Below are 20,497 nucleotides of genomic sequence, written 5' to 3'. Positions count from 1 at the left end.
AGGGGGTCAGCCGGTATATTGCTGACCGGAGGATTCGCCTAGTGGCCTATGGCGCTCGCCTGGAACGCGGGTTGGGTTAACGCCCTCAGGGGTTCAAATCCCCTATCCTCCGCCAGGGACTCCCTGGTCGGAAGCCGTACATCGGTCTCCGGCCGGGGAGTTTTCCAATACCCGGGTTTGTTGGATCTCCGGTGCGCTCGCAGATCTTGCGGTCGCCGACTGGTGAGGCCGCGCAGTGGACGCGCCCTCTAGCTTGTGCAAGTGGCGTGATGGCGTTCATCGCGGCGTGGAAGTCGTCCCGAAAACCCAGGACCGATGTCCTTCCTTGCAGGAAGCGCAGCGCAGCCTCCTCGACCCGTTGGTCGGCAGGCCGGTCCATCGCATGATCCTTTCATCATCTATCGCACCTGGCGTCGGCGACGCGGGCCGGGTGTAGCGGGGGCGTTCGCTGACCGACCACGGCCGCAGCTTGTCCTGCTGACATGGTTCGGTTCGTTCCGGCCAAGGGGAAGGCTCGACGGCGGTCGGCTACTTCCAATAACTGCATGCGACAAGGCCATTCACGCAGGTGTGGACCCAAGCGCCGTAACCGGGCGGCAGATCCACCGTGACGTCGTATACCCGGGTCCGGCCCGGCTGCGCTTCGGCGAGGTCGATTATCTGGGCGCAGACGTTCTTCTGGGCCGACAGGCACAATTGAGCTGTCGCCGGGCCGGAGTCGGGCGGAGCGACCAGCTCACCCTGCGCTCGAACGGATTTCGAGGTCCAGCACAACTTCACCGCGGTGAATGCCAGTGCCTCGGATGCTCGAGCCTCGACCCGGTAATCTCGGCACTTCGTGGTTCCCGATTTGTCGCGGAAAGCACTGGTGCAGAAGAAGATCAGTACGCCCACTACGAGGACCGCTGCGGCCCCGCCCACCAGGAGCCTGCGCGTCCGGGTCGGCAGCGAAAACCTATGCGGGGAGGTGGATCTCGCTTCCGGCCGAGCCGCAGCGCTTGCGGCGTCCCACAATTCGAGTAATGGCTCGGGATCCACGCGGCAGGCACGCCCGATGCCGTGCACAGCCTGCCGCGGCGGGAACAGCTTGCCGTTGATGTAGCGCTCCAACGAGGCTCTGCTGTAGGGAATCTCGGCCGCCAACTTGGCGAAGCTCAGCCCGGACTCCTGTTTCACCCGTCCCAGCTCGGCGGCCAGCCGCTGCCCCGCATGCGATGCGAGCGCCCCTGCCGGTGGCCCCGCGGACTGTCCGGCGGAACTCGATTTTCGCGCGACCATACGACGCAACTTCCCCTGTCAGCCGATGGGGCACCCTTGCCGACGCCACCCAGCTTCCTGCCTCGAAGTCGATCGTCCCACACAAAAGCCCGGCGTCCCAGCGCATCTCACGACATCCCACAGCGTCTCACGGGAGGTGAGAGCCCTTTTCCGGCCCGGCTCGCGCACCCCAGGCTCGATAGCGACCGACTTGGTCGTCACCGAAAGGAACTGGGAAATGCATGCATTTAAACGAACCATCGTCACCGCGGCCGCACTCGCACTGGGCGGTGGACTCGCCTTCGCACCGATGGCCTCGGCCACACCGACTCCCGCACACACCAGCATCAACGATTGCCCCTCCGGCTACATGTGCCTGTGGACCGGTCACGATTTCACCGGCCGGATGATGCAGTACCAAGACACCGGCCGCTGGCAGGACCTGCCCGCGCAGGCGTTCTCCTACTTCGACAACCGCGGCGACGACGCGGCCGTCTCCCCGGTCAGCAACCACACCTCCGGGAAAATCTGCGTCGACGGCGGTTCCCGAAACACCTACGACCACAACGGAGTAAAGGCGGTGTACCTCGCCCACACCGGCAGCAACTGCTGATCCGAACTGCGTTCGCGCGGTGGCCGCACCACCCAGGAGCCCGCCCCGCCCCGTCGACCGGGCGCGTGGAGGCGCGGATTTCGCTGGTGCGGCCAACCGCGTCCCCTCACCCGGGCCAACGGTTACACCCCGTGCCGCCTTCTTCGGTCGCCACCGTGACTACGGCGCGAATGTGGACGGTGACCTCCACGTATTACGGACTGCCATTGTTGACATCGACGTGGCGTGGCTCACCGAGATCGATGTGGTAGCCGGAAACCCCGGCGCGCTCACCTTCCGCAAGCGCATCCCGCCACCAGTCCTGCGCCGCTGTCGGTTCCTGCCACACGTGTGGGGACAATCTGCAATGTCCTTCGATCGGTGAAAGGTTCAGCCTCGCGCCGCGCCCTCCGGCCACACGACCTCCACCGGCAGACCGCGCTCCCGCGCCAACGCGACGACACTGCCCGTGCCGCTACGCTCGCCGGCCTGCCCGTCCCATACCGCGATCAACCGATCGCAGGACTCGACCAGTGCCTCGTTCGCGGCCCCGTACGCGTCAGCACCGGCGTCGTCGAAGTCCATCACCCGAACGCTCTCCGCTCGCTTCAGCAGTTCATCGAACAGCGGCGCATGGTCGGGCTTCACCTTCCGCTCCCGGTAGTTCCGCGAGGGCAGCACCACCTCCAACCGGCCACCTGCATCGAGCACGGCCTGGGCGAACACCGAATCAGCCCCTCGCGCAATGCAACTCACACCGACTACCTCATCGGTGTCGCCCGTCGCGGTGATTTTGCGAGCGATCTCCGCGTACACCAGCGGCATTGTGTCCGCGGTCAGGTTCATGTGACCGGTCACGCCGATTCGCACGGCTCGACTCCCTCCACGTCGTCGCGGCAACCATCGGTCGGATCCCATCACACAATCCCGACATCACTCACCTACGCCAGCTGCACGGCCCGGTCGTAGACCTTCAGGAGCTTCTTGCGTATTGGTCAGACCGTGACGCCGAGCCGTGTAGCGAGCGCGCGAGATTCACGCGCGATGAGCTTGCCTCCGTGTATCACCAACTCCGAGGCCAGGTTCCGGCTCAGCGGGTGGCAACGCATCGATTCCTCGGAGATCGCGGTGGCCGTTCTCAGCGCTCCTAGAGCGCCGGTCCAATCCTTCTGCTGCTCATAGGCTCTCGACAATTCGAGCCACAGCCGCGCACGCCTGTCGACGCTGGGCACCGAGTCCGGGTCGACGACACTGGCCGCCTCGAGCGCACTCCCCGACTTGCGCAGTTCGACTTGCACACTCACCGCGCTGATCTCGGTATTCGGCAGCCCGAACAGCGTCCACGGGTGCGCGGTCCCGGTCGGTAGCCCGCGGGCTATACCCAAGGCCTGATCGATCGACCGCAGTGCGTCGCCTTCACGACCGAGCCGTCCGGCGGTGATTGCGCTGTGCAGCTGGCATGAGCCCCATAGGGCACGAGCATTCGCGCTGTCGTCGAGCCGCGGTTCGAGCAATGTCACCGCATCCTGTGCCAAGCGGTAGGCGTCCTCCTCACGGCCGGTGGAGCGCCATACGTTGCCCAACACCCAGGAGGCCGCCGCAAGTGAGACCGGATCGTCGGCCACCTCGGCAGCGCCCATCGCACGATCGGCGGCGAGCCACAGCAAGGGCGAGTCGGCAACCCATGCGAGCACTTGCTCGGATAGCACGTACGCACCTACGAGCGCGGCGGCTGCGGTGCGCCGATGCTGTCCCTCCGCCCTTCGCATAGCGCGACGCCCGTCGGTGATGAGCGACGGCAACATCGCACCGGCGTCTGTGCGTGGGTTCGCCGACTCGTGCCAAATACGCCATGCACGCTCGACACGGGCCTGCAGTTCGTCACCGTCGACCAGCGGTGCGCTACCAACCAGATCGACGCCTTCGATGGCCTCACGTATGGCGGGTACGACAGGATGCCCCGCCCGCCTGGCCACTCCGACCAAAAGTTCGTGCTCCCCTGTGATCTCGGTGAGGTCGCGCACGCCGAGCACCTGAGCAAGTTGCAGCAGCATGTCGAGCGGAGGCGGGTTCTGCAGACGCCCCTTTTCGACATCTCGCAGCCAATCCTCCGAGCGGCCTACGAGACCGGCGACGACAGCACGCGATTTACCCGTGCGTGTGCGAATGATCTGAATGCGCTCGCCGATAGTCCGCCCGGCGAGGTCGCTCGAATTCGGCTGCGCCACAGCCATCACCTTCTCCGCGGTCGAGTCTCCCCGCGGTCCCCGGCCCGTCGACCGGGAGAGCTGAGCCTTCGCGAAGAGGTAGCACCAGGATACTGGCACACCAACGCAATTCGCCGGAATTCGTATGCGGGGAGAATCCCCCCATCTGTGGCGCTGGGGAAATTCCACCAGGCCGACCTGCGGTGCAGTCGGAGGCTGTTGCCAGCGCCGCCGCCGGGTGGGAGGCAACCTCGGCGGCGGTGCTTTCCAACATCAACCGGAAGGCATCACCCGCATGGAGAACAGCACAGCTGCACGGCGCATCGCAATCACCCTCCTGCGCATAGCGATTCGCGGCGGGAACGACATCCGCAATATGCGCGAGCTCGGCGCGTGTCTCGGCTATGCCGTCGCGGCCGAACTCGCCGCCCTGGGTTCGACCCACGAATGGCCACTCACCACGATCGTGCGCGCTCTGTCCACGAGGTTCGGCGCGACCGTGATCGTGCCGAACCTGCACCACCTCGACGGAATAGGCGCCACCGTGCGGTTGATCGCGCCGATTATTACCGTGGAGGACGATCGCGTGCTCGAACGCGCCCAGCATCGTCTCGTCGACACGTCGGCAGCGAAAGCATGACCGAGCCCGCAATGTTTTGGACGATCCTCATCGGCCTGACCGTCATCGGCTTCGGAGTGATCGTCGTGATGGTGATCCGCGATGTGCGCGAACCGCGCGCCGATCTTCCGCTAGAGCTGGCGCACACACCGCACCCGGCCACCGCTCGCATGTATCAGCCAGGCCGGCATCTGATCTGGACACACACTGCCCCACCGCGCCCGTTCACAGTAGAGCAGGCACACCAGGTGATGCGCCAGCACCTCGAATGCGCCCCGGCCCAGTGTGGCCGCAAGCGTGAGGCGCGCCGGACACTCACCGAGGCCGGAGTCATGAAACCGCGCACCAGGCAGCGCGTCCGGGCAGGCTCATGAGCCGCGTCGACGACGAGTGGTGCGACTGGTGCGGGGACGAGATCCCGGCGCAGACGCGCCGTAGCCAAGACGACCGTGTGTTCTGCGGCCACGAGTGCCTCGCCGAATATCGACAGCGCGGGGATCTCGCGCATGCCGTAGTCGAGCTGCCCGCGGAAAAGCTGGCGCAGCTGCAGGTCGAAGGGCCACGGGAGTGACGGCCGAACTGCCGCACCGCACGTCCGGCGCGACCCACATCCCTCACAGCCACCATCGAACCGCGGCACCATCCGCCGCGCTGCTGATCCGTGTCGCGCAGGGTCTCGATCAATGGGCCGAGCGTGACCGGAAAACCCAGGTGTCATCGAAAGCGGGTTAGCCCAAGGTAATTCAGGGAGGAACAAATGAAGATCGTCATCGCGGCGGCAATTGCCGCCGCCGCCCTCACGATTGGCGTGGCACCCGCGCACGCGAGCCCTGTCCGACAAGCGGACCATGTGAGCTGCTTCGCGCGGGCGCTGCCGCCGGTCAAGACCGCCTATGGTTCCGTGGCACCCATCGCCTACGGCTACACACTCCACTGCGACCCACATCCACCGGCGCTCATCGCTATCCGGATCAAGCTGTGGCGGTTCGACTTCAACAAGCTCGGAACCTACGTGCATACCTCGCATACGATTTTCAGCCCGAACTACGACCGGGACACCTATCTCTACGCCTCCTGCTCGAACACCTCGGTTCGGTACTCTTTCCACACCGAGGTGATCCTCGACGGGATCAACGGGAACGCGGGCGAGCACTCCGACAACTCGTCGTCCGAATTGATGACCTGCTGAACGGAAAAGGACAGACCATGATCCATTCCCAGCATCCGGCAGTAGCGGTCGCGCAGTCACGCGTTGCCGAACTCGATGACGGCTTCGGCACCGGTTTCGCGCCAACGGCGATCCGGGTCATAGATGACGCGGTGGCCGTCACCATGGACTCAACCAAGGCCCGATTCATCATCATCATGGAAGACATCGACGGGGAATGGTCTGCACCGTCGACGCTTGTCGGCACAACGCGTCCCGATGGACCGCGCGCCGAACGCACGCCTGACCATCTGCCGTTGAAACAGATGTCCCGCAAGCGCGTCCCGACCTTGCGGGCACCGGATCAATCATGGTTCGCGGTCGCCGGACTTGCCGCGCAGGACGCCGCGGAGGTCTCCATCGTCGTCGACGGGCACGAGTATCGGGAACCGATCGACGCGAACGGCACCGCGTTCGCCATCGTCAGGATTCGCGAAGGCCAGGAACCGACCGCGTTCGTGCACACTCGCGACGGACGCGCGGTGAAGGCGACGCACTGATGCCGTGGACGACAGGCCGGTACGCCGAGAGCGGCAAACCAGCGACGTTGCGGAGCCGCTTGTTCTGGCTGCGACACAACGTCGGCACATTCCTGCTGGAGGTGCGGGACGGACTGTCCGCGGACACTGGCTTCGGGCATTCGTTCCAACGCGAGTGGGGTGGATGGGCTGTGCGCCCGCGGCGCGGCTGGCGACGGATCCGCCGGGTGACGCCGCCCACCCACTACACGCGGCGCTACTCGGCCGACGAGCACGACGCCGCGCTCGATTGGATCCTCGAGCGGATGGGCCTGCCGCACTGACCTCGAGTGCCCCGCTCGCGATCAGGCGTTGTCCAATACGGCTCGCCGATGGCGATGTCTGCCCAGACACCGGCCACGGTCAGATCGACGCCGGTCCCGACCGCCACTGTGCCGACGGCGGTGTCCGCGGTCGGAATATCGAACGTTCGACAGGCACCAGCGTCGATTCAGCGGCGCAGGGCACTTACGGTTTCGGTGAGGGCGACGTTCAGAAGGTCCGCATAGACATCGATGTCCGGGATGACGGCCGGGTCGGCGTGGATCGAGACGGTCACCTTGTCGCCGAGGCCGTGGATGCCGTGGGTCAGGTGCATTACCGTGCCCAGGGCGGGGAATCCGGCGGTCCAGTGGGCCGGGGCGCCGCCGAAGGTCAGGTCGGCGGGGCCTCGGTTGACGCTGGAGATGACGGTGTGGCCGGACAGGGTGTCGGGGGAGAGGTCGAGGGGGTAGCCGGCGATGTCGCGGCGTAGTAGGGGGGCGGGGATGACCTCGGTTACCGCGTTGCGGGTGGTCATGAGGGGGTGGGTGGCGCGGGTTCGGCGGGCGGTGAGGGCGGTGGTGATGCGGTCGGCGCGGCGGTGTGGGTCCGGTTCGTCCACCGGCAGTTCGATGGCGAGGTCGACGTAGTTGTTGCGGGGGCGGCGACGCCGGGACGCGGATTTCGCGGGCTGCCGATCGGCCGCGGGTAGGGCCATGGAGACCTGCGCGCCGAGACGTACCCCCGGTTCGCCGCGTTCGGCCAGGTAGCGGGACAGGGCCTGGGCTATCGCCGACGCGGCCACCACGGTCACGGTTCGGCCCGGGACTCGCAGGTCCTCGCGGACGAGCATGCGGATCGCGTGGGCGCTCGGCGCGGGCGGATGATTGAGCAGTGTCGGCGGGAATTCCGTTGCAGGAGCATCGATCTCGCCTCGCGTAGTAAGCTCTTCGAGTCCCCGGCGCGCCCGCTCGGCGGCAAAACCACGAATTACCGTGCGGGCCAACGCAACCGGCATACCCAGGAGCGCCATTACCTCCACCGGCCGGAGCGATACGACCCGCCTGCGAATCACCTTGCGTGCCGAACCGATCGGCAGCGACACCGCCTTCAGCGGCCGAAGCGATGCGATGGCTTCACGAATCACCTTGCGCGCCAATTCGATCGGAACATCCAGCGGGATTGGCGCCGACTTCCGGAGCAATGCCGTGGACCTGCGCACAACCCCGCGCATCGACCTGATCGCATCCCTCATCTGCGCCACGCCACGCGAAAGCGGGGGCGGGTACGCATCCGGTTCGGTCGACGCATCACTCCACAACGCCCGCGCGATCTGCGCCGCCCGACGCCCATCGGCCAGCGCATGTGACAGCTGTAGGACCGCGACCAGCGCGGGTGCGGCGCAGCCGGGTGCATCGCGAACGCCGCGAAACAGGTACAGCCGCCACGGATGTTCATCTGCTCGGACACCGTGCGACAGCAGATCCTCAAGTGCCGCAATGACATTCGGCCAAGACGGATCGAGGAGGGCGGGTTCGGTGATCTGCTCGGCCGTGACGGTGCACCGCACCCATTCCGGATACGCGAATCGGTTCTCCCGCAGCCGCACGCACAGGTCGGGGATGCTCGCGGCGCGCGCGAGCACTTCGCCCCGCAGCCGCTCGGACGGATGTCCGGCATCGGTGAAGCAGTACAGCAGGAACAGATCGTTGACCGTCCGGCGGGACAGCCAGTGCCTCGTCGCATCCTGCGGTGCCAACGAACTCATCCGACGACGATATCCATCGCCGAAATCGTCCGAAAAACCCCATCGATCTCGGCACAGGTGAGTGCTACGCTCTGTAGTAGAAGATTACGGATCTCTCTCCCGGGCGGGGTGACTGCCATGGCGGTACGAGAAGGTTTCATCGGCCGAACGCTCGCCGGACAGGCCGATTCGGCGGATCAGCGATATCGGGCGGCCAATTTCGCGAAGCGTTCCATCAACAAGGTCTTTCCGACGCACTGGTCGTTCCTGCTCGGCGAGATCGCGCTCTACAGCTTCATCATTCTGCTGCTGTCCGGCGTCTATCTGACCTTGTTCTTCGACCCGTCGATGACCGAGGTGATCTATCACGGCGGCTACCAGCCACTGCGCGGCGTCTCCATGTCACGCGCCTACGAATCCGCGCTGAACATCAGCTTCGACGTGCGCGGCGGATTGTTCGTGCGACAGGTACATCATTGGGCCGCACTGCTTTTCACCGCCTCGATGATCGTGCACCTGTGCCGCATCTTCTTCACGGGCGCGTTCCGCAAACCGCGCGAGGCCAACTGGGTGATCGGCTCGGTGCTGTTGATCCTGGCCATGTTCGAGGGCTTCTTCGGCTATTCACTGCCCGACGATCTGCTGTCCGGCACGGGCCTGCGCGCCGCGTTCGCGGGCATCACCATGGGCACACCGGTGATCGGAACCTGGTTGCACTGGTTGATGTTCGGCGGTGACTTCCCCGGAACGATCATCATCCCGCGCCTGTACATCGCGCACGTGCTGCTGCTGCCCGGCATCATGCTGGCGCTGATCGCGGCCCATGTCGCCCTGGTCTGGTATCAGAAGCACACCCAGTTCCCCGGACCCGCCCGCACCGAACGCAATGTCGTGGGCGCGCGCATCGTCCCGGTGTTCGCCGCGGATCAGGGCGCGTTCTTCATGTTCACCCTCGGCATCGTCGCGGCGATGGGCGGTGTGCTGCAGATCAATCCGATCTGGAATATGGGCCCCTACAACCCGTCTCAGGTCTCGGCGGGCACCCAGCCGGATTTCTACATGATGTGGACCGACGGATTCCTGCGCCTGTTCCCGGCCTGGGAGCTGTACCCGTTCGGGCGCACGATTCCGGGGCCGTTCGCGGTCGCGATCATGATGACCGTGGTCTTCGGCCTGCTGATCGGTTATCCGTGGATCGAGAAACGCCTGAGCAGGGACCGCGCACCGCACAATCTGCTGCAACGCCCCCGCGACGTCCCGGTGCGCACCGCGATCGGCGCGATGGCGCTGACGTTCTACGTGGTTCTCACCCTGGCCTGCGTCAACGACATCATCGCCTTCAAATTCAACATCTCGCTCAACGCCACCACCTGGGCCTTCCGCATCGGCCTGCTGATCGCGCCGCCGCTGGCGTACATGCTCGCCTACCGGATGTGCGTCGCGCTGCAACGCAGCGATCGCGCGGTGCTCGAGCACGGTATCGAGACCGGAATCGTGCGCCGGATGCCGGACGGTGAGTACATCGAGATCCATCAGCCGCTGGGCCCGGTCGACGAACACGGGCATCCGATTCCGCTGGAATATCAGGGAGCGGCGATTCCGAAGAAACTGAACCGGCTGGGCCTTTCCGGCAAACCGGGGCGCGGCAGCTTCCTGCGCGCGGATCCACAGGTAGAGGCCGCACAACTGGAGGCGGCCGACCGCAATCAAGAGCGCGAGCAACTCGCCGTACTGCGAAGTCGTCTCGCGCGACCCGGTGACGAGGACTGATCCGCACACGCGAAGGCCCCGAGCCGCACGGCCCGGGGCCCGATGTGTCGATCCCTATCGGCCGGTCAGGCCCGCCCCGACAGCCGACCCGTCACCCCCGCGACGAACGCATCCCATTCGCCGGGCGTAAACCCCAGCACCGGACCGCGGCCATGGTCCTTGGTGTCCCGCAGGGCGACATTGCCGTCACCGAGGAAGGCAACCTCGACACAGTTTCCATCGGGACCACTGTGTCTACTCTTGAACCAGACGGCATCGGTCGTATCAACCTTCACGGCACTTACTCCTTCACTGCTTCGACCCTGAGAATTAGCTGACTTCATTCGTTCCAACAGCGGGATCCTTCAGAAAGACGACAGACCCCGTTACTGCGCCGCACGGGCGCAGTCTGCACACTGCATGACTCGCGGTGCGTGTCCACTTTCCGCACCTTGCGGGGGCTCGCCCCCGTTGAGCACACTAGCAGGTTTCCGCAATGTTGCGCTGGCCACTTTTCGAATACAACCATGCATATCTTCCCAGACCGGAACCACCGAAATTGTTTGCAGAATTATAGCTAGCAAATATTTCGCGAGTCCGGCAAACATTATTAGGTACATAATTCGATCGGGCTTCCACCATGCCGATCCGCCCGGACCGGCGCCCGCCACGGGCACCGTGGATCATGGAGCCGTGGCGCAACGCGATCGAGACGATGCCGGACATGCCCGCAATGCCCGACCCCGCGACCGTTTCGGGCGCCCGCTACCGCCCGGCAGCCCCGGTGTGGAGCGGATTCCGGACGATCTCGAGCTGACCCCGAACGAGACACTCGACTACGCACAGCGACTGCTGGACGACGGTCTGGCCTTCAACGCACACGAGGTTCTGGAGGCCGCGTGGAAGAGCGGGCCGTTCGCCGAAAGGATGCTGTGGCAGGGACTGGCCCAATACGCGGTCGGGCTCACCCACATCCAGCGCGGTAATCCGAAGGGCGCGAGGACACTGCTCGAACGGGCCGTGGGACGCCTGGACGTCGCGGAACCGTTGCCGTACGAGGTCGACGGCGCAGGTCTGCGGGCACATGCCGAGCGACTGCTGGCCGATCTGTCCGCCGGGCGCGAGATTCCCGAGGAAAATCTGATTCCTCGTCTACGGGGCTGAACATGAACGCACAGCACGGCGCCGGCCGGTTCGCCCCGAGCCCGTCGGGCGATCTACACCTGGGCAACCTGCGAACCGCCCTGCTGGCCTGGCTGTTCGCCCGGTCCACCGGACGCGCCTTCCGCATTCGGATCGAGGATCTGGATCGCGTGCGCCCGGGTGCGGCCGAACGCCAGCTGGAAGACCTGTCCGCCCTCGGCCTGGACTGGGACGGCCCGGTGGTCCGGCAGTCCGAGCGGCTCGCGCTGCACCACGCCGCCATCGACCGGCTCACCGCGGCCGGGCTGACCTACGAATGTTATTGCACCCGAAGGGAAATCCAGAAGGCCGCGCAGGCGCCGCACGGTCCGATGGGCGCGTATCCGGGCACCTGCCGCGACCTGCCCGAGGCCGAACGCGCCGACCGGCGAGCGCAGGGACGGCCCGCGGCACTGCGATTGCGTTCGCGGACAACCGAGTTCGAGGTCATCGACGGGCTGCGCGGGCGGTATCGGGGAATCGTGGACGATTTCGTCCTGCGGCGCGGCGACGGCATCCCGGCCTATAATCTGGCGGTCGTGGTCGACGATGCCGACCAAGGTATCGACCAGGTGGTCCGCGGCGACGATCTGCTGCCCTCCACGCCGCGTCAGGCCTATCTGGCCACGTTGCTCGGCGTCAATGTGCCACGGTACGTACACGTTCCACTGGTTCTCAATCGCGACGGCAAACGACTGGCCAAGCGGGACGGAGCCGTCACTCTCACCGATCGGCGAGCGCTCGGTGAATCGCCGCAACAGGTATTCGCACTGCTCGCGGACTCGCTGGGATATCGGGCAAACCGCCCGCACGAGTTGCTCGCGCAGTTCCGGCCCGCAGCGCTGCCGACCACGCCGTGGATCCTCGCGCCTGGTGATGTGGTGGAACCGAGCCGGAATCCGTAACGTACGCCGGGTCCGAAGCCACGATCACATATACGAGGACTACACGAAATATGACGAGCGGTGGGTACGACCCCAACCAACACCCCCAGGGCGGACAGCCGTACGGTCAGCCGTATCCCCAGGCCGGTCAGCCCTACCCGGGCCAGCCGAACTACGGACAGCAGCAGCCGTACGGCCAGCAACCGTACCCGCAGGGGGGACAGCCGTATCCGCAGGGGGGACCGCAGGACCCGTACGGACAGCAGCAGCCATACGGACAGCAAACCGGCGGACAACCATATCCGCAGCAGGACCCCTACGGGCAGCAACAGCCGTACGGTCAGCAGCAGCCATACGGTCAGCAGACCGGCGGACAGCCGTATCCGCAGCAGGATCCCTACGGGCAGCAGCAGCCGTACGGTCAGCAGCCCGGCTACGGCGCACCGGGTGCGCCCGGTTTTCCGGGGATGCCCGGGATACCGGGCCTTCCGCCGGGGGCGCAGCCCGCTGAGCTGGGCATCCGGATCGGCGCGCGACTGATCGACTCCATCATCGCCGGTATCCCGGGGTACCTGCTCTTCTTCGTCATCCGAATGACGATGGGGACCACCGTCGCCGGTGAACTGGTCGGCGGGTTGCTCATGGGCCTGATCGGCGTCCTGTACTACGTGCTGATGGAGTCCACGCAGGGCTACACGCTCGGCAAGAAGATCCTGGGCCTGCGGGTCCTGGGCCCCAACGGTGCGCCGAAACCCGACTTCCAGCAGGCGCTCATTCGCAATCTCTACCTGATCTGCAACCTGCTGATCTGCATCGGCACCATCGCCGCACTGGTCATCGTCATCGTCATGATGGTCACGATCGATCAGTCCCCCATCAAGCAGGGCTGGCACGACCGGATCGCCGGCGGCACCCAGGTGATCAAGGGCTGAGACGCAGAGCCCACGGCACGGCGAAATACCGAGGGGCGCACCCGATCACGGGTGCGCCCCTCGTCGTGTCCCGGCTCTCAGTAGGTGTTCGACGAACTGTTCGCGATGACGACGAAGACGATGACGAAGTAGGCGACGACCAGGACGATGATCCCGATCCCGATCCAGATCCCGGCCAGCGCCAATCCGCGGCCGTCCTGATTGCGCTCCCTGATCTGATTCAGCGCGATGAATCCCAGGATCACCCCGACGATCGAGGTGACGCCGCAGGTCGCGAGCCCGGCGAGGGAGGTGACCAGCGAGGCGATGGCCATGCCGTTCGAACTGCGCACCGGCGGATAGCCGCCGTACGGCTGATATCCGGGCTGCTGATATCCCTGCTGATATCCGGGCGGATAGGGTTGCGGGCCCGGCTGGACCGGTTGCTGCGGATAACTCGGATACGACTGCGCCTGCGGCGGCGCGGCCGGATACTGCGGAGCCGAGTTGTAGGACGGCGGAGGCGGCGGCGCCGATGGGTGGCCCCCCGACTCCGACGACACGCCCTCGCCGCCGTACTGCTTCCACCACTCGTCGGAATCGCCGGGACTCGTCATTCGCCTAGCCTATTCGAAGTCGCCCGCCTCCCGGTATCGTCAGTACCTCGTGAGTGAAACAAGACAAACGCCGGAAATCGACGAGTCTGGACGCCCCGCGGCCGAACACGCGTCCTTCGCCCGTGCCGTGGGGAGTCCCTACACCCTGATCGTGGTGGTCTTCACGACCACACTGATGATTTCGAACATCTGCGCCACCAAGGGAGTGCAATTCTTCGGCGGCAGCCATCTTTCCCTCGGACCGCTCGAGATCCTGCCGATCACCACCGACGGCGCCTTCTTCCTGTTCCCCCTGGCCTACGTCATCGGCGACATCCTCAGCGAGGTCTACGGCTTCAAGGCCGCCCGCCGCACCATCTACTACGGCTTCGGCATGCTGGCGCTGATGGTCGTGTGCTTCTGGATCGCCATCGGCCTGCCCGCGGCCGACTTCTACAGCAACCAGGACGCGTTCCGCACCGTCGCCGGGACCACCCCGCAACTGGTCGCCGCGGGCCTGGCCGGATACGTCGTCGGCCAGTTCCTGAACTCGGTGACGCTGGTGCTGATCAAGGAGCGCACCAAGGAGAAGCACCTGTGGGCCCGCCTGCTCGGCTCGACCGTCGCGGGCGAATTCGGCGACACCCTGATCTTCTGCTCGATCGCCGCGACCGCCATCGGCATCAACACCTGGGGCGCCTTCCTGAATTACGTTCTGGTGGGCTTCATCTGGAAGACCCTCTGCGAAGTGATCGTCATGCCGATCAGCTACCGCTGCATAGCCTTCCTGAAGAAACGCGAACCGAGCTACGGCCCCCTGGACCGCCCCGCGCTGTACAGCTGAGGCGGCGACCGCCGACGGTAACCCATTACGGTCGAATACATTTCGGACACCCGAGAGATCGGGTGTCCGAATGATGTTGCGCCCCTTTGGTCCCGAAACTGGACAACTCTCCACCATCTCGTCGGCTCCGATTACCACTGGTTTCGTCCTCCAGGATGTGACAGATCCCGCCTGAACCCACTCGAACTCACAGCAGATCCGACTGCCAACGCCTGCTGGGCTACAGCTGAGCCGAGACCTGACGACCACCCGACATCGATCCCGGCCCGAGTGCGCGGACCGTCGACCTCGTCCCCATAGTCACAGTGTTGCGTTTCAGGGCGAAAATCGACCCGAAACGCAACAGAAGTGGTCGTTCCCTTGCGTTGTGCGCCTCGAAACGCAACACAGGAGGGCGTTCACTTGCGTTGTGCGCCTGAAATGTTCGCCAACAGCCCCGAAGGTTTCGATGTGCCCAGGACCGGAACAGACCTGAGTCGGCGGGATGAGCGGGGGTTGCCGTCACAGGATTCGACCAGCACAATCGAAGACATGCTCGAGCGGCGATGTTTCGCTCGGAGGATGGTGGGTTCTGGACCGAGCCGGTAGCCGCAGAACGGGTCGGCCGCGAGAGCGGAGGGGAAGAGACCAGGCGCCACCGAACCGATTGAGCGCATACTACGGCGTTGTGATGCGCCCCTGCCAGCGGCCGAGGGTTTCGGCTTTGAATTCGTCGTAGTTGCCGCCATCCATGCTTGCGCGGATATTGTCCACTAGGCGAATTGTGAAGCGCTCGTTGTGGATTGTGCACAGGGTGGCTGCGAGCATTTCTTTCGCCTTGAACAGGTGGTGGATGTAGGCACGGGTGTAGTGGGTGCAGGTGTAGCAGTCGCAGTTTTCGTCTATGGGGGTGAAATCTCGGCGGAAACGGCTGGTGTTGATGTTGAATCGGCCCTCGGCTACGTAGATCGCGGCATTGCGGGCCACTCGGGAGGGATTCACGCAGTCGAAGGTGTCCGCGCCGTTCTCGATCGCGACGAAGAAATCCTCCGGTTCGCTGATGCCCAGCAGGTGACGCGGTTTGTCCTCGGGCAGTTCGTCACAGCACCAGCCGACGATCGTACCGAGATTGTGTTTCTCCAGCGCGCCGCCGATACCGTAACCGTCGAATCCCGTTCCGGCACTTCCCCGCAACGCCTCCAGATCGCGACATGCCTTGCGGCGCAGGTCCTCGTACTGCGCGCCCTGGATCACCGCGAACAACGCCTGATACGGCCGATGGGAACGTTCGGCGGTGAGCCGCTCGTGCTCGTCGATGCAGCGTTGCGCCCATTCGTGCGTGCGCTGCAGCGACTTCTCCTGATAGCCACGGGTATTGAACAATGTGGTGAGCTCGTCGAAGGCGAACATGATGTCCGCGCCGAGCCGATGTTGAATACCCATCGACACCTCCGGGGTGAAACGATGTTTCGACCCGTCCAGATGCGATCGGAAAGTGACCCCGTCGTCGTCCACGACCGCTAGTCGTTCTTTCCCCTTCGCGATCACCTCGTCGCTCTGCACGCCGACCGCCTCCATGGCGAGCACCTTCTTGAACCCGACCCCCAGCGACATCACCTGAAATCCGCCGCTGTCGGTGAAAGTGGGCCCCGGCCAGTTCATGAACCGGCTCAATCCCCCGGCCTCGTCCACGATGTCCGATCCCGGTTGCAGATACAAATGATAGGCATTGGCGAGCAACGCCTGCGCCCCGATCTCCCGCATCGTTTCCGGTAACACCGCCTTCACGGTCGCCTTCGTCCCCACCGGAATGAACGCCGGAGTGGAAATGTCGCCGTGCGGCGTCCGCAACACTCCGGATCGCCCGTGCCGCCCCTCCAGCCGGGTACCGATGGAAAACGAGAAATCAGCGGGATCAGCCACCCCGCAATACTGCCAGGCAGGCAGAACGCACCCGCCGCCCGGTGCAGATCAGGCGGCCCGGTGAATATCCGATGCCGACAACGGCTACCAGCCGTTCGACCCGCAAGACGGCAGCCAGCTGTCGCGGCGAACTCTATGAGCCGACTCGCATCTGAGCGATATCGCCTGGTGTGGTTGCACTTTCACGCCTCCGCACCAGGCCCGGCCGGATCCAGCGGCCCATCGGGTGGAGCTCGAGCAGCCGATGAAATCCTACACCGTGTCGAGCGACTCCTCGAGATCCTGATCCGTTGCGGCACCGGTGAATTGGGCGCGATAGAGCTTGTGGTAGTGCCCCCGGGCCGCGAGGAGCTGGGCGTGCGTGCCCTGTTCCACGATGCGGCCGGATTCCATGACGATGATCAGATCGGCATCGCGAATCGTCGAAAGACGATGGGCGATAACGAAACTGGTGCGATCCCGGCGCAAGGCCGCCATGGCCTGCTGGACGAGCAGTTCGGTGCGGGTGTCCACCGAGCTGGTGGCCTCGTCCAGGATCAGGATCGAGGGTTTGGCCAGGAAGGCACGGGCGATGGTGATGAGCTGCTTCTCCCCGGCGCTGACGCCCGAACCCTCCTCATCGATCACCGTGTCGTAGCCGTTGGGCAGCGAATGCACGAAACGGTCGACGAAGGCGTCGCGGGCGGCCTCCAGAATCTCCTGTTCGCTCGCCTCGGGATTGCCGTAGGCGATGTTCTCCCGGATCGTGCCGCCGAACAACCAGGTGTCCTGCAGCACCATGCCGATCCGCGACCGCAGATGATCGCGCGTGAGCCGGGTGATGTCGACGCCGTCGATACTGATGACGCCCTCGTCCACCTCGTAGAATCGCTCGAGCAGATTCACCAGCGTGGTCTTGCCCGCACCGGTCGGGCCGACGATCGCGACGACGTGTCCGGGCTCGGCGACCAGCGACAGATTTTCGATGATCGGCTTGTCGGCCTCGTACCGGAACGAGACGTCCTCGAACGCCACCCGGCCGCGATCCACCGGACGCGAATCCTCCTGTGCCGGATCGGCGATCTGCTCGGGCGCATCGAGGATCTCGAAGATCCGCTCGGCCGAGGCCACGCCCGATTGCAGCAGGTTGATCATCGAGCCGATCTGGGTGAGCGGCTGGCTGAATCCGCGCGAGTACTGGATGAACGCCTGCACCTCACCGAGGGACAGGCTGCCCGAGGCCACCCGCAACCCGCCGACCACGGCGATCAGCACATAGTTCAGGTTCCCGACGAACATCATCACCGGCATGATCAGCCCGGAGATGAACTGCGCCCGGAAGCTGGCCTCGTACAGTTTGCCGTTGCGCTGGTCGAACTCCCGGCCGACCTCGTTCATCCGGCCGAACGCGGTGACCACCTCGTGCCCGGTGTACGCCTCCTCGACCTGGGCGTTCACCAGGCCGGTGTATCTCCACTGCGCGACGAAATGCGGTTTGGAGCGTTTGGCGATCTGCGCGGTGACCACCACCGCGACCGGCACGGTGAGCAGCGCGATCAACGCCAGCAGCGGCGAGATCCAGAACATCATGATCAGGATGCCGATCACCGTCAGCACCGAGGTCACCATCTGGCTCAGCGTCTGCTGCAGGCTCTGCGACATGTTGTCCACGTCGTTGGTGACGCGACTGAGCAGATCACCGCGCGGATTGTTGTCGAAATAGCTCAGCGGCAACCGGTGGATCTTGTCCTCGACATCGGCACGCAGCCGCTTGATCACGCGGTTGATCACGGTGGTGAGCAGATATCCCTGCAACCAGCCGAACACCCCGGCGCAGATGTACAGCACCAGCACCACCAGCAGCACCCGGCCGACCGCGCCGAAATCCACGCCGGTGCCGGGGATGACGTCCATTCCGGCCAGCATGTCGGCCAGGCGGCTCTCGCCGTGCTCGCGCAGTCCGGCAATCGCCTGATCCTTGGTCAAGCCGACGGGCAGTTGCTTGCCGATCACGCCATCGAAGATCAGGTTGGTGGCCCGGCCGAGGATCTGCGGGCCGAGCGTATTGAGCACGACCGCGATCACGGCGAGCACCAGGATCACCGTGACCAGCACACGATCCGGCGCGAGCCGGCGCAGCAGCCGCTTCAGCGAGGGGCCGAAGGATTTCGCCTTGGTTCCGGGAGCGCCCGGTCCGGGCATACCGGGTCTCATCGCGCGGCCTCCTCCGGGCTGTACTGCGATTCCACGATCTCGCGGTACTCCCCGCACTCGCGCAGCAGTTCGTCGTGTGTGCCCTGCCCGACCACCGCGCCATCCTCCAGCACGATGATCCGATCGGCGTCGCGGATCGTGGAAATCCGTTGTGCCACAGTGATAACCGCCGCGTCGGCGGTCTCCGGACGCAATGCCTCGCGCACTCGCGCGTCGGTGGCGACGTCGAGTGCGGAGAAGCAGTCGTCGAACAGGTAGATCCGGGGTCTGCGCACCAGCGCGCGGGCGATCGCCAGGCGCTGACGCTGACCACCCGAAACCGTGGTGCCGCCCTGCGCCATCGGCGTCCGCAGATCCTGCGGCATGGCCCGCACGAAATCCGCGGCCTGGGCGATCTCGAGGGCGTGCCACAGTTCCTCGTCGGTGGCCTCGGGTTTTCCGTAGCGCAGATTGTCCGCGACCGTGCCGGTGAACAGATACGCCTTCTGCGGTACCAGGCCGATCTGGGCGCGCAGCACATCCAGATCCAGGCGCCGCACATCGACGCCGCCGACCAGCACCTCACCGCCGGTCACATCGATCAGGCGCGGAACGAGATTGATCAGCGTGGTCTTACCCGCACCGGTCGAACCGACGATCGCGGTGGTCTGCCCCGGCTCGACGCGGAATCGCACATCCCGCACCACCGGTTTCTCCGCGCCGGGAAAGGTGAATTCGGCCGCGGCGAATTCCACCGATCCGGGATCGCGGCTGAAGGCCTGTGGCTGTCGCGGCGGGACCACCGAGGATTCGGTCGCCAGCACCGTGGAGATGCGCTCGGCCGAGACCGCCGCGCGCGGGGCCATCATCGCCAGGAACGAGGCCATCATCACGGCCATCAGGATCTGCATGATGTAGGCCAGCATCGCGGTCAGCGATCCGACCTGCATGGTCCCGTCGTCGATCGCGTGCCCGCCGAACCACAGCACCGCCACCGTGGTCACGTTGCTGATCAGCATGACCGCGGGGAACATCAGCGCGCTCAGCCGCCCGACGTACAGCGACGCCTTGGTCAGATCGGTGTTGGCGAGGTCGAAACGCGCGGTCTCGTGCCGCTCGCGCACGAAGGCCCGGACCACCCGGATGCCCGTGATCTGTTCGCGCAGAACACGATTCACCCCGTCGATGCGGGTCTGCACGCTCCGGAACCCGGGCACCATGCGGGAGATGATCACCGCCATGGTCAGCGCCAGCACCGGCACCGCGACCAGCAGGACCCAGGACAGCCCGAGGGCCTGCTTCAAGGCCATGACGATGCCGCCGACGCACATGATCGGCGCCATCACCAGAATGGTCACACTCATCACGACCAGCAGCTGTACCTGCTGAACATCGTTGGTATTGCGGGTGATCAGCGAGGGCGCGCCGAACAGCCCGACCTCCCGTGCGGAGAAGGTGCCCACCCGGTGCAGCAGGGCCGCGCGGATATCCCGCCCGGCGCCCATCGCGGCCTGCGCGCCGAGATAGACCGAGGTCGCCGAGGCGAGGATCTGCACGCCCGAGACCAGCAGCATCCACAGCCCGGTACGCCAGATGTAGCCGATATCACCTTTGGTCACGCCGTTATCGATGATGTCGGCGTTCAGCGTCGGCAGGTAGAGCATCGCGATCACCGAGATCAGCTGCAGCGCGACGACACCCGCGAGCTGGGCGCGATACGGTGCGGCGAAGGTGCGGAGCAGTCGGATCAACATGATGGATGCAGGCTACCGGCAACCGGTGACACGATCGCCAGGATTCTGCCCTGAGCGGACACTTGCGCACCCACGTCAACGGCCGGTTCGGCATA

21 protein-coding genes and 1 tRNA gene are annotated in these 20,497 nt (G+C 65.3%); 13 read left to right on the top strand and 9 right to left on the bottom strand.

Going from position 1 to position 20,497, the window contains the following annotated elements:
- Positions 1–27 precede the first annotated feature (27 nt).
- Positions 28–115, top strand: a tRNA-Ser gene (locus tag NM2_RS03770).
- 413 nt (positions 116–528) lie between these two features.
- Here NM2_RS03770 and NM2_RS03765 read toward each other — a convergent pair.
- Positions 529–1,278: a helix-turn-helix domain-containing protein gene (locus tag NM2_RS03765; RefSeq protein WP_067664016.1), complete on the bottom strand. Its 750-nt coding sequence runs from the start codon at positions 1,276–1,278 to the stop codon at positions 529–531.
- A 217-nt stretch (positions 1,279–1,495) separates the two neighbouring features.
- On the opposite strand from NM2_RS03765, the gene NM2_RS03760 reads away from it, so the two are divergent.
- Positions 1,496–1,870 carry a peptidase inhibitor family I36 protein gene (locus tag NM2_RS03760; protein ID WP_067664013.1) on the top strand — a complete coding sequence of 125 codons (375 nt, stop codon included), beginning with the start codon at positions 1,496–1,498 and terminating at the stop codon, positions 1,868–1,870.
- A 369-nt stretch (positions 1,871–2,239) separates the two neighbouring features.
- On the opposite strand, the gene NM2_RS03755 is transcribed toward NM2_RS03760, so the two are convergent.
- Together NM2_RS03755 and NM2_RS03750 are read right to left on the bottom strand one after the other, a co-directional pair.
- On the bottom strand, positions 2,240–2,719 hold the full coding sequence (locus tag NM2_RS03755; protein ID WP_067664010.1) for a hypothetical protein: 480 nt from the start codon (positions 2,717–2,719) through the stop codon (positions 2,240–2,242).
- Positions 2,720–2,844: 125 nt separating this feature from the next.
- Positions 2,845–4,083 carry a helix-turn-helix domain-containing protein gene (locus NM2_RS03750; RefSeq protein ID WP_067664007.1) on the bottom strand — a complete coding sequence of 413 codons (1,239 nt, stop codon included), beginning with the start codon at positions 4,081–4,083 and terminating at the stop codon, positions 2,845–2,847.
- Positions 4,084–4,351: 268 nt separating this feature from the next.
- On the opposite strand from NM2_RS03750, the gene NM2_RS03745 reads away from it, so the two are divergent.
- The 6 genes from NM2_RS03745 to NM2_RS03720 all read left to right on the top strand — a co-directional run bounded on the left by NM2_RS03745 (position 4,352) and on the right by NM2_RS03720 (position 6,684).
- Positions 4,352–4,696 (top strand): hypothetical protein, encoded by a 345-nt coding sequence (locus NM2_RS03745; protein ID WP_157120867.1) that lies wholly within the window; start codon positions 4,352–4,354, stop codon positions 4,694–4,696.
- On the top strand, positions 4,693–5,049 hold the full coding sequence (locus NM2_RS03740; protein ID WP_067664001.1) for a hypothetical protein: 357 nt from the start codon (positions 4,693–4,695) through the stop codon (positions 5,047–5,049). The genes NM2_RS03745 and NM2_RS03740 overlap by 4 nt, the downstream gene beginning before the upstream one ends.
- Positions 5,046–5,246, top strand: a complete 201-nt coding sequence (locus tag NM2_RS03735; protein WP_067663998.1) for a hypothetical protein — start codon at positions 5,046–5,048, stop codon at positions 5,244–5,246. The genes NM2_RS03740 and NM2_RS03735 overlap by 4 nt, the downstream gene beginning before the upstream one ends.
- Before the next feature lie 186 nt (positions 5,247–5,432).
- On the top strand, positions 5,433–5,864 hold the full coding sequence (locus NM2_RS03730; protein ID WP_067663995.1) for a hypothetical protein: 432 nt from the start codon (positions 5,433–5,435) through the stop codon (positions 5,862–5,864).
- Positions 5,865–5,881: 17 nt separating this feature from the next.
- Positions 5,882–6,382 carry a hypothetical protein gene (locus NM2_RS03725; protein WP_067663992.1) on the top strand — a complete coding sequence of 167 codons (501 nt, stop codon included), beginning with the start codon at positions 5,882–5,884 and terminating at the stop codon, positions 6,380–6,382.
- Positions 6,382–6,684 carry a hypothetical protein gene (locus NM2_RS03720; RefSeq protein ID WP_067663989.1) on the top strand — a complete coding sequence of 101 codons (303 nt, stop codon included), beginning with the start codon at positions 6,382–6,384 and terminating at the stop codon, positions 6,682–6,684. The genes NM2_RS03725 and NM2_RS03720 overlap by 1 nt, the downstream gene beginning before the upstream one ends.
- Before the next feature lie 167 nt (positions 6,685–6,851).
- Here the strand turns inward: NM2_RS03720 and NM2_RS03715 are convergent, their stop codons facing one another.
- Positions 6,852–8,429 carry a WS/DGAT domain-containing protein gene (locus NM2_RS03715; RefSeq protein ID WP_067663986.1) on the bottom strand — a complete coding sequence of 526 codons (1,578 nt, stop codon included), beginning with the start codon at positions 8,427–8,429 and terminating at the stop codon, positions 6,852–6,854.
- 117 nt (positions 8,430–8,546) lie between these two features.
- Between NM2_RS03715 and qcrB the strand changes: the two genes are divergently transcribed.
- Entirely contained in the window at positions 8,547–10,178 is a 1,632-nt protein-coding gene (qcrB, locus tag NM2_RS03710; RefSeq protein ID WP_067663983.1) for a cytochrome bc1 complex cytochrome b subunit, read from the top strand.
- Between the two features lie 65 nt (positions 10,179–10,243).
- Here the strand turns inward: qcrB and NM2_RS47170 are convergent, their stop codons facing one another.
- On the bottom strand, positions 10,244–10,453 hold the full coding sequence (locus tag NM2_RS47170; protein WP_218025846.1) for a DUF397 domain-containing protein: 210 nt from the start codon (positions 10,451–10,453) through the stop codon (positions 10,244–10,246).
- A 397-nt stretch (positions 10,454–10,850) separates the two neighbouring features.
- On the opposite strand from NM2_RS47170, the gene NM2_RS48695 reads away from it, so the two are divergent.
- From NM2_RS48695 to NM2_RS03695, 3 genes are read left to right on the top strand one after another with little or no spacing between them, the layout of a single operon-like run.
- Positions 10,851–11,321 (top strand): DUF309 domain-containing protein, encoded by a 471-nt coding sequence (locus tag NM2_RS48695; protein WP_067663980.1) that lies wholly within the window; start codon positions 10,851–10,853, stop codon positions 11,319–11,321.
- Between the two features lie 2 nt (positions 11,322–11,323).
- Positions 11,324–12,244, top strand: a complete 921-nt coding sequence (gene gluQRS / locus NM2_RS03700; protein ID WP_067663977.1) for a tRNA glutamyl-Q(34) synthetase GluQRS — start codon at positions 11,324–11,326, stop codon at positions 12,242–12,244.
- Between the two features lie 50 nt (positions 12,245–12,294).
- Positions 12,295–13,155 carry an RDD family protein gene (locus NM2_RS03695; RefSeq protein WP_067663974.1) on the top strand — a complete coding sequence of 287 codons (861 nt, stop codon included), beginning with the start codon at positions 12,295–12,297 and terminating at the stop codon, positions 13,153–13,155.
- A gap of 77 nt (positions 13,156–13,232) precedes the next feature.
- Here the strand turns inward: NM2_RS03695 and NM2_RS03690 are convergent, their stop codons facing one another.
- On the bottom strand, positions 13,233–13,751 hold the full coding sequence (locus NM2_RS03690) for a DUF4190 domain-containing protein (protein ID WP_067663971.1): 519 nt from the start codon (positions 13,749–13,751) through the stop codon (positions 13,233–13,235).
- Positions 13,752–13,800: 49 nt separating this feature from the next.
- On the opposite strand from NM2_RS03690, the gene NM2_RS03685 reads away from it, so the two are divergent.
- A complete protein-coding gene (locus tag NM2_RS03685) occupies positions 13,801–14,574 on the top strand; it encodes a queuosine precursor transporter (RefSeq protein ID WP_174575596.1) in 774 nt (257 codons plus the stop codon).
- A gap of 657 nt (positions 14,575–15,231) precedes the next feature.
- On the opposite strand, the gene tgt is transcribed toward NM2_RS03685, so the two are convergent.
- From tgt to NM2_RS03670, 3 genes are all read right to left on the bottom strand, one after another.
- Positions 15,232–16,476, bottom strand: coding sequence for a tRNA guanosine(34) transglycosylase Tgt (gene tgt / locus NM2_RS03680; protein ID WP_067663968.1), 1,245 nt, complete (start codon positions 16,474–16,476; stop codon positions 15,232–15,234).
- A gap of 252 nt (positions 16,477–16,728) precedes the next feature.
- On the bottom strand, positions 16,729–18,669 hold the full coding sequence (locus NM2_RS03675) for an ABC transporter ATP-binding protein (RefSeq protein ID WP_067663966.1): 1,941 nt from the start codon (positions 18,667–18,669) through the stop codon (positions 16,729–16,731).
- Positions 18,666–20,402 (bottom strand): ABC transporter ATP-binding protein, encoded by a 1,737-nt coding sequence (locus tag NM2_RS03670; RefSeq protein ID WP_067663964.1) that lies wholly within the window; start codon positions 20,400–20,402, stop codon positions 18,666–18,668. The genes NM2_RS03675 and NM2_RS03670 overlap by 4 nt, the downstream gene beginning before the upstream one ends.
- Positions 20,403–20,497 lie beyond the last annotated feature (95 nt).

The organism is Nocardia miyunensis NBRC 108239 (genome assembly GCF_001613065.1).
Lineage (GTDB): Bacteria > Actinomycetota > Actinomycetes > Mycobacteriales > Mycobacteriaceae > Nocardia > Nocardia miyunensis.
This window is presented reverse-complemented; position numbering and strand designations above follow the sequence as displayed.

Excerpts from the sequence above, each read along its gene's own strand:
- NM2_RS03740 (WP_067664001.1), top strand. The coding sequence starts at position 4,693 with ATGACCGAGCCCGCAATGTTTTGGACGATCCTCATCGGCCTGACCGTC.
- NM2_RS03765 (WP_067664016.1), bottom strand. The coding sequence starts at position 1,278 with ATGGTCGCGCGAAAATCGAGTTCCGCCGGACAGTCCGCGGGGCCACCG.
- NM2_RS03760 (WP_067664013.1), top strand. The coding sequence starts at position 1,496 with ATGCATGCATTTAAACGAACCATCGTCACCGCGGCCGCACTCGCACTG.
- NM2_RS03675 (WP_067663966.1), bottom strand. The coding sequence starts at position 18,669 with ATGAGACCCGGTATGCCCGGACCGGGCGCTCCCGGAACCAAGGCGAAA.
- NM2_RS03730 (WP_067663995.1), top strand. The coding sequence starts at position 5,433 with ATGAAGATCGTCATCGCGGCGGCAATTGCCGCCGCCGCCCTCACGATT.
- NM2_RS03690 (WP_067663971.1), bottom strand. The coding sequence starts at position 13,751 with ATGACGAGTCCCGGCGATTCCGACGAGTGGTGGAAGCAGTACGGCGGC.
- NM2_RS03720 (WP_067663989.1), top strand. The coding sequence starts at position 6,382 with ATGCCGTGGACGACAGGCCGGTACGCCGAGAGCGGCAAACCAGCGACG.
- NM2_RS03745 (WP_157120867.1), top strand. The coding sequence starts at position 4,352 with ATGGAGAACAGCACAGCTGCACGGCGCATCGCAATCACCCTCCTGCGC.
- NM2_RS03725 (WP_067663992.1), top strand. The coding sequence starts at position 5,882 with ATGATCCATTCCCAGCATCCGGCAGTAGCGGTCGCGCAGTCACGCGTT.
- NM2_RS03670 (WP_067663964.1), bottom strand. The coding sequence starts at position 20,402 with ATGTTGATCCGACTGCTCCGCACCTTCGCCGCACCGTATCGCGCCCAG.
- NM2_RS03715 (WP_067663986.1), bottom strand. The coding sequence starts at position 8,429 with ATGAGTTCGTTGGCACCGCAGGATGCGACGAGGCACTGGCTGTCCCGC.
- NM2_RS03695 (WP_067663974.1), top strand. The coding sequence starts at position 12,295 with ATGACGAGCGGTGGGTACGACCCCAACCAACACCCCCAGGGCGGACAG.
- gluQRS (WP_067663977.1), top strand. The coding sequence starts at position 11,324 with ATGAACGCACAGCACGGCGCCGGCCGGTTCGCCCCGAGCCCGTCGGGC.
- NM2_RS03750 (WP_067664007.1), bottom strand. The coding sequence starts at position 4,083 with ATGGCTGTGGCGCAGCCGAATTCGAGCGACCTCGCCGGGCGGACTATC.
- qcrB (WP_067663983.1), top strand. The coding sequence starts at position 8,547 with ATGGCGGTACGAGAAGGTTTCATCGGCCGAACGCTCGCCGGACAGGCC.
- NM2_RS03735 (WP_067663998.1), top strand. The coding sequence starts at position 5,046 with ATGAGCCGCGTCGACGACGAGTGGTGCGACTGGTGCGGGGACGAGATC.